6 protein-coding genes are annotated in these 7,940 nt (G+C 75.4%); 3 read left to right on the forward strand and 3 right to left on the reverse strand.

Annotated features, from left to right (window positions below):
• Positions 1 to 23: 23 nt before the first annotated feature.
• Positions 24 to 584, reverse strand: coding sequence for a PH domain-containing protein (locus tag F9B16_RS47135; protein WP_151546790.1), 561 nt, complete (start codon positions 582 to 584; stop codon positions 24 to 26).
• A gap of 200 nt (positions 585 to 784) precedes the next feature.
• Here F9B16_RS47135 and F9B16_RS47140 point away from each other — a divergent pair, with 200 nt between their 5' ends.
• A complete protein-coding gene (locus F9B16_RS47140; protein ID WP_151546791.1) occupies positions 785 to 1,777 on the forward strand; it encodes an ATP-binding cassette domain-containing protein in 993 nt (330 codons plus the stop codon).
• Positions 1,774 to 2,583: an ABC transporter permease gene (locus F9B16_RS47145; RefSeq protein WP_151546792.1), complete on the forward strand. Its 810-nt coding sequence runs from the start codon at positions 1,774 to 1,776 to the stop codon at positions 2,581 to 2,583. Before F9B16_RS47140 ends, F9B16_RS47145 begins: the two co-directional genes overlap by 4 nt.
• Here the strand turns inward: F9B16_RS47145 and F9B16_RS47150 are convergent.
• A complete protein-coding gene (locus tag F9B16_RS47150) occupies positions 2,554 to 3,906 on the reverse strand; it encodes an MFS transporter (protein ID WP_151546793.1) in 1,353 nt (450 codons plus the stop codon). The two genes, F9B16_RS47145 and F9B16_RS47150, sit on opposite strands and share 30 nt — an antisense overlap.
• A gap of 111 nt (positions 3,907 to 4,017) precedes the next feature.
• Here F9B16_RS47150 and F9B16_RS47155 point away from each other — a divergent pair, with 111 nt between their 5' ends.
• On the forward strand, positions 4,018 to 5,007 hold the full coding sequence (locus tag F9B16_RS47155; protein ID WP_225992584.1) for an Lrp/AsnC family transcriptional regulator: 990 nt from the start codon (positions 4,018 to 4,020) through the stop codon (positions 5,005 to 5,007).
• Here F9B16_RS47155 and F9B16_RS53790 read toward each other — a convergent pair.
• A partial coding sequence (locus F9B16_RS53790; RefSeq protein WP_151546795.1) for an ATP-binding protein occupies positions 5,008 to 7,940 on the reverse strand: 2,933 nt, incomplete at its 5' end.

Consider the following 7,940-nt stretch of genomic DNA (forward strand, 5'->3'; position numbering starts at 1 on the left):
CTCTCCGGCCTCGGGGCGGACGCTCACGTCGCGTCGTCGCGGAGGTCGTGCGCGCGGTGCGCGAGCTGCTCGGCGAGGCGGGTCGCGACGTCCGCGGGCAGGCCCGCCACCTCCGACGAGCCGGTGTGCGACGCGGTGTTGACCTTGATGGTGGCGAGGCCGAGCAGCCGCTCGATCCAGCCCTGCTCGGTGTCGACGGTCTGGATCCGGCTGACCGGCACCAGCAGCCACTCGCGGCTGAACCAGCCGGTGCGGGTGTAGACGACGTCGGCGCTGACCTCCCAGCGGTGCACCCGGTACCGCCACACGGGCGCCGCGGTGACCATGAGGACCCCGGCCGTCCCGACGATGTACGGCAGCCAGCCGACGCGCCCGGACAGCCAGCCGGGCATGCCGCTCCACCCCGCGTCGCCGAGCCAGGCGGCGACGCCGAGCGCGAGCCCGAACGCCAGCCCCCACAGCAGGAGGTACTCGATCGCCCAGTGCGCGATGGCGCGCGGCGACACCCGGTGTTCGGGCGGCCGCAGCCGCGGCGGGTGCGGCCCCCCGCCGTCCTTGTGGTGACTGCGCCGCACCGACGTCACACCGCGAGTCTAGAACGTCCGGAGAAAACCGGGCGCTGCCAGCGTTTTGTCAGTACCGGCTGCGAAGGTGGCGGGACGTGCCCGGGGAGCCGCCGGGGGCGGCGGAAAAGTGGATGCGGACGGACCTGGGGCACGCATAGGTTGGCGGGTCCGTCCCCGTCGGGCGGGAATGTCCGGCAGACCGAGTCCTAGGAGATCACATGTCCTACGCGATCCAGGCCGACGGCCTGGTGAAGCGGTTCGGTGAGACCAGGGCGCTGGCCGGCGTCTCGCTCACCGCCGAGCCCGGCACGGTGCTGGGCGTCCTCGGCCCGAACGGCGCCGGGAAGACGACGGCGACGCGGATCCTCGCCACGCTGATCGAGCCGACCGAGGGCAGCGCCCAGGTCGGCGGGTTCGACGTGGTGAAGGACGCGCACAAGGTGCGGCAGCTGATCGGCCTGACCGGGCAGTACGCCGGGGTCGACGAGATGCTCACCGGCACCGAGAACCTCATCCTGATCGGGCGGCTGCTCGGCATCTCGCGGCGGGCGTCCCGGGCGCGCGCGGCGGAGCTGCTGGAGCGGTTTCAGCTCACCGAGGCGGCCGAGCGCGCCGCCAAGACCTACTCGGGCGGGATGCGCCGCCGCCTGGACCTCGCGGCGAGCCTCGTCGGTCGGCCGCAGTTCCTGTTCCTGGACGAGCCGACCACCGGCCTCGACCCGCGCAGCCGCGGCGGCCTCTGGGACATCGTCCGGGGCCTGACCGACGACGGCGTCACCGTGCTGCTCACCACGCAGTACCTGGAGGAGGCCGACCAGCTCGCCGACGACATCGTGGTGATCGACCGCGGCCAGGTGATCGCGCAGGGCACGTCCGACCGGCTGAAGGCGCAGGTCGGCGGGCAGGTGCTGGAGCTGCGGCCGATCCGGGAGGCGGACGGTGAGGCCGCCGCGCGGATCGTCGCCGACCTCACCGGCGCCGAGCCGGAGACGCGGGACGGGCTGGTGTCCGCGCCGATCACCGACCCGGCGCTGATGCCCGCCGTCGTCCGGCGGCTCGACGACGCGGGCGTGGCGGTCGGCGAGCTGTCGCTGCGCAAGTCCAGCCTGGACGAGGTGTTCTTCGCCCTCACCGGCCACCACACCGACGACATCGACGCGGAGGCCGGCGCGCTGGAGCAGGCCGCCGACCGGGAAGGGGCGTCGGCATGACCGCCACGACGTTCGCGCCGCAGGACCTCGCCAAGCGCGTGTCGCCGGGCGTCGCCGTCCGCAACACGCTGACGCTGGCGTGGCGCAATCTCGTCCAGATCAAGCACAACCCGATGGAGCTGCTGGACCTGTCGATCCAGCCGATCATGTTCGTGCTGCTGTTCGCGTACGTGTTCGGGCCGGCGATGGCCGGCAGCGTGCACGCCTACCTGCCGATCGTCATCCCGGGGATCATCGCGCAGAACGCGCTGTTCGCCGGGATGAGCACCGGTTTCGGGCTGAACACCGACATCACCAAGGGGGTGTTCGACCGGTTCCGCAGCCTGCCGATCTCGCGGTCGGCGCCGCTCGCGGGCCGGATCATCGCCGACACCGTCAAGCAGGCGTGGTCGATGCTGATCCTGCTCGGGGTCGGGTTCGCGATCGGGTTCCGGGTGCACACCGGCGTCCTGCCGGTGCTGCTCGCGTTCCTGCTGCTGCTCACGTTCGCGCTGCTGTTCTCCTGGACGTCGGTGTACATCGCGATGAAGGTCAACGAGCCGGAGAAGGTGCAGATCTTCGGCTTCGTGGTGATCTTCCCGCTGAGCTTCCTCAGCACCGCGTTCATCCCGACGACCAAGGGCATCCCCGGCTGGCTGGCGTTCTGCATGGACAACAGCCCGGTGACGCAGCTGGTCGCGTCCATGCGGGGCCTGCTGGTCGGCGGTCCCGTCCTGGAGCACGCGTGGATCGCGCTGGCCTGGGGCGTCGGGATCTCCCTGGTCTTCGCGCCGCTGTCACTGCGCGCCTTCAAGAAGCGCGCGTGATCTCCCCAGGGCGGTGAAGGCGAGGGCGGCGGCCGCCAGGCCGGTGACGGCGGCGGCGAGGTAGACGTGGTCGAGGCCCTTGGCGGTGTCGTGCGGGGCGTTCTGGAAGAGGACGCCCAGGGCGGCGACGCCGAGGGTCTGGCCGAGCTGCCGGAAGGTGGTCATCGCGCCGGCGGCCGTCCCGCGCCGCTCGGGTGGCGCGGCGGTCATGACCGCGGCGCCCATCGCGGGGATCATCAGGCCGACGCCCGCGCCGGTCACGATCAGCCCGAGCGTGATCGAGGACGCGCCGGAGCCGCCGTCCAGGTGCGCCTGCAGCGCGCAGCCGATGCCGCTGAGCAGCAGCCCTCCGGTCACCGCGGTCCGCGGCGGGACGCGGCGCCCGCTCACCGTGGAGACGGCGAAGGTCGTCAGGGCCATCGGCATCAGCGCGAGGCCGGCGCGGACGGGGCCGAGGCCCACCGCCGACTGGAGCCAGATCGAGGTGTAGATCAGGCAGGCGAACGCGGCCGACGAGGCGAGCACGCAGATCATGACGGCGGAGAACGCGGCGTCGCGGAACAGGCGCAGGTCGAGCATCGGGTGGCGGCGGCGTAGTTCGAGGGCGACGAACGCGGCCAGAGCGGCGAGCGCGGCACCCAGCCCGGCGAGGACGCGCGGCGAGCCCCAGCCGTCCGTGCCGGCCCAGGTCAGCGCCATGGTGAGGGCACCGGTGCAGACGGCGAAGAGGGCCATGCCGGCCGGGTCGAGGGCGGCGGGCCGCGCGGCGCGCTCGCCGGGGCCGATCGCCTTCACCGTCAGGACGAGGGTGAGCAGCGTGACCGGCACGTTCACGAGGAAGATCGCCCGCCAGCCGAGCGCGGCGGTGAGGGCGCCGCCGAGCATCGGCCCGGCCGCGCCGCCGAGGCCGCTGACGGCGCCCCACACGCCCATCGCCGTCCCGAGCGCGGGCCCCTGGTAGACGGCGCCGAGCAGGGAGAACGCGGTGACGGCCATGGCGGCGCCGCCGATCCCCTGGACGGCGCGGGCGGCGACCAGCGTCGCGGCGTCCGGGGCGAGCGCGCAGCCCGCCGAGGCGGCCGCGAAGATCACGAGCCCGGTGGTGTAGGCGGCGCGGTGCCCGTACCGGTCGGCGAGCGACCCGGCCGGGAGCATCAGCACCGCGAGGACGAGCGTGTAGACGTTCGCGACCCATTGCAGGCCGGACAGGGAGGTGTGCAGGCCGCGGGCGACGCTGGGCAGCGCGACCGCGACGATCGTGGTGTCGAGGATGAACATGAAGGAGCCCAGGCAGACCGCGGCGAGCGGCGTCCATCGGCGCATCGGAGGCTCTCCTTTCGCTGGAAGACCTCCACAGCGTCGGCGGCGTGGGCACGTGTCCGCCAAGCAGGGACGGAATCGCGGTGTAATCCGTCAGGCAGATAGCCTTTGGTGATGGATGACGTCACGCTGGACGCGGTCGACCGCGGGCTCGTGCACGCGCTGCGGATCGACGGGCGGGCTCCGTTCAGCCGGATCGGCGAGGTGCTCGGCGTCTCGGAGAACACCGTCGCGCGCCGGTACCGGCGGCTCCGCTCGTCCGGCGTCCTGCGGGTGGCGGGCACGGTGAACGGCACGCGGCTCGGCTACACCTCGTGGACGATCCGGCTGCGCTGCACCCCGGACGCCGCCGGATCCATCGCGGGCGTGCTCGCGGCCCGCGACGACACCTCGTTCGTGCACCTGCTGTCCGGCGGGACGGAGATCTCCTGCAACACGCAGACCCGGTCGGCGGACGAGCGGGACGCCCTGCTGCTGGAGAAGCTGCCCCGCACCCGCCGCGTCGTCGGCGTCTCGGCGCACCTGCTGCTGCGGAGCTACGCGCTGCCCGGCACTTGGCTCGGCCCGGCGGTGCTGTCCGACGACCAGGCCGCCCGGCTCCGGCCGCCCCCGCCGGAGGACGGGACGCAGCCGCCGGAGGACGGGACGCAGCCGATCGAGGTGGGCGCCGCCGACCGGGCGCTGCTCGCCGCGCTCGCCGCCGACGGCCGGGCCGGCTACGCCGACCTGGCGAAGGCGACGGGATGGTCGGACTCCACGGTCAGGCGCCGCGCCGAGGCGCTGCGCGCCGCGGGCGTCCTGCGGTACCAGGTCGACATCGAGCCGGCGCGGCTCGGCTTCCACGCCGAGGCGCGGCTGTGGATGGCGGTGCGGCCGTCCGCGCTCCAGGACGTCGCGACGGCGGTGGCCGCGCATCCGGAGGTGTCGTTCGTCGCGCTCACCACCGGCCCGACGAACCTGGTCGCGGTCGTGAACTGCCGCGACACCGAGGACCTCGCCCGCTACCTCACCGAGCGCGTCGCCTCGCTGGACGGCATCGCGACGCTGGAGAGCGCCCCCGTGATCCGCACCGTGAAGCGCGCCGGCCCGCCGCTCCCGCTCTGATCAGCCGGGCGGGCGGTGCATGGTGGACGCGGGCGGCCGCTCCAGCGCGAACTCGCCGACGACGTCGTCGAACGTCCGGGCCGCGCCGCGGTCGTAGGCGGCGGTGTAGGCGGCTTCGCCCAGGTCGTCGCGGACGGCGGCCGTGATGGCGAGGACGTCGGGCAGCGACAGGTCGGGGCCGCCGCGCAGCCCGTCGGCGGTGCCGAGCAGCACGGCCGCCCGCTCCGGGTCGCCGAGCAGCCGCGCCCGTTCGGCGAGGCCCGCCAGGACGTACGAGAGGATCGGGTAGTCGCGGGCCCGGGCGGCGCCGCGCACCGCCTCGTCCAGCCGGGCGGACGCCTCGTCCATCGCGCCCATCGCCATGTCGAGCTGGGCGCGCGAGCACAGGACCATCGCGCGGAACTGCGGCGGGCCGGGGATGTCCCTGGTCAGCTCGTCCGCGCGGGACAGCCGGCGCCGCGCCTCCGCCTGGTCGCCGGAGCGGCGGGCGAACTCGCCGAGCTGGTAGTGCACGGCCGCGACCTCCTCCGGCCGCCTTGACGCGTCGACGCCCTGCACCGCCGCGAGCAGCAGCGCCTCGCCGCGCTCACGCTCGCCGATGAGGTCCAGCTCGTTGGCCAGCTTCATGTGGACGTGGACGAGGGCCGCCGTCCCGCCGCCCAGCTCGGCGTTCAGCCGCAGCGACTCCTCGAACAGGGCGACGGAGCGGCGGTGGTCGCCGTCCCGGCCGGCGATCTCCGCCTGCGCGGCGAGCGTGAACGACAGCCCCCACCGGTCGCCGGCCTCGCGGAACGCGGCGAGCGCCCGGTCGCAGTCCTCCTGCACCCGGCCGGACCAGCCGAAGTTGTGGGCGATCTGGCCGCGGATGAAGTGCGCCAGCCCGCGGACCCACGGGTCCGGGTCGTCGAGCAGGCCGTCGACGCCGATCGCGGTCGTGTCGTCCCACCCGACCGTGTACATGTCGATGGTGGTGAGCATCAGCCGCAGGACCGGGTGGAGGCGGGCGGGGTCGCGGCCGGCGCACAGGGCCCTGGCGCGGGCCAGCCAGCCGAGCACGCGGTCGCCGTCGAGCTGGTTGTCCAGCGAGGCCATGGCCCCGAGCGCGAGGGCGCGGGCGGTGGTCTCGTCGTCCGGGACGTCCGGCAGCGGGAGGACGTCCGCCAGGTGGTCGGCGCCGTCGCGCAGCTCGCCGCGCAGGAACCAGTACCAGCCAAGGGCCGCGCAGAACCGGACGGCGGTCGCCGCGTCCCCGGCGGAGATCGTCCAGCGCAGCGCCGCCGAGATGTTGTCGTGCTCCGCGGTGAGGCGGTCCAGCCACTCCAGCTGCTCGGCCCGGTACAGGTGCGGCTCCGCCTCCTCGGCCAGCCGGACGAAGCAGCCGGCGTGCGCGCGGCGGACGCCCTGCTCCTCGCCCGCCTCGGCCAGCCGCTCCGCCCCGTAGGCGCGGATCGTCTCCAGCATCCGGTAGCGGGGTTCGCCGTCCGCGCCCGTCACGGTCACCAGGGACTTGTCGACCAGCGCGGCCAGCGTGTCCAGGACGGCGTCGCGGTCGAGGCCGGGGCCGGCGCACACCTGCTCGGCGGTGCCGAGCGTGGCGCCGCCGGGGAAGGCGGCGAGGCGGCGGCACAGCGCGCGTTCGGGCTCGTCCAGCAGGTCCCAGCTCCACTCGACGACGGCGCGCAGCGTCCGGTGCCGGGGCATGGCGGTGCGGCTGCCCGCGCTGAGCAGCCGGAACCGGTCGTCCAGCCGGGTCGCGACCTGCGCGGGGGTCAGCGCCCGCATCCGCGCGGCGGCGAGTTCGATCGCGAGCGGGATGCCGTCGAGCGCGCGGCAGATCCGGACGACCGGGGCGACGTTGGCGGCGGTGACGGCGAACCCGGGCGCGACGGCGGCGGCGCGGTCGGCGAACAGCCGGACGGCGGGCCGGGCGAGCGCGTCCTCGGGTGCGGCGGACGGCGGCGGCGCCTCCAGCGGCCCGACGGGCCAGAGCGTCTCGCCGGTGATGCCGAGCGGTTCCCGGCTGGTCGCCACGATCCGGACGCCGGGGCAGCCGGCGAGGACCCGGTCGGCCAGCCGGGCGGCGGCGTCGAGCAGGTGCTCGCAGTTGTCGAGCACCAGCAGCATCCGCCGTCCCGACAGGGCGGTGACGACCCGGTCCAGGGGATCGGACGGCGCGGCGCGCTGGCCGGGCCTCGGCTGCGGCGCCTCGCGCAGCCCGAACGCGGTGAGGACGGCGGCGGGCACCTCGGCCGGGTCGGTGACCGGTGCCAGCTCGACGAGCCACGCGCCGTCCGGTGCGGCGGCCGGGCCGGGGTCGCCGCAGCGGCGGGCGGCCTCGACCGCCAGTCGGGTCTTTCCGGCGCCGCCGGGGCCGGTGAGGGTGACCAGGCGGGCGCCCGCCAGCAGCGCGCCGACCCGCTCCAGATCGGCGCCACGTCCGATGAAGCTGGTCAGCGGCGCGCTCAGGTTGCCCTTCGCGGGCTCGGGGGGCTCCGAGGGCTCGGCGGGCTCCGGGCGGGACGCGGCGGCGGGCGCGGGCGCCTGGCGGGCCGCCAGGGCGGGGTCGCGGCGCAGCACCGCCAGGTGGACGGCCGCCAGCTCGGGCGACGGGTCGACGCCGAGGCCGTCGGCGAGGGCGCGCTTGGCGTCCTCGTACCGGGTGAGCGCCTCGGCCTGGTGGCCTGCGGCGTACAGGGCGCGCATCAGCAGCGCGGTGACGGGTTCGCGGAGCGGGTCGCCGGCGGCGAGGGCGCGCAACTCGGGGATCAGCTCGTCGTGCCGGCCGAGCGCGAGGTCGGCGTCGATGCGCTCCTCCTGCGCGGCGCGGCGCAGCGCGTCCAGCCGCGCGGACGGCGCGTCGGCGAACCGCAGCCCGGCCGCGTCGGCGAGGGCGGGCCCGCGCCACAGCGCGAGCGCCTCGCGCAGCCCCGCCG

The organism is Actinomadura montaniterrae (assembly GCF_008923365.1).
In the GTDB taxonomy this organism is placed as follows: Bacteria; Actinomycetota; Actinomycetes; order Streptosporangiales; family Streptosporangiaceae; genus Spirillospora; species Spirillospora montaniterrae.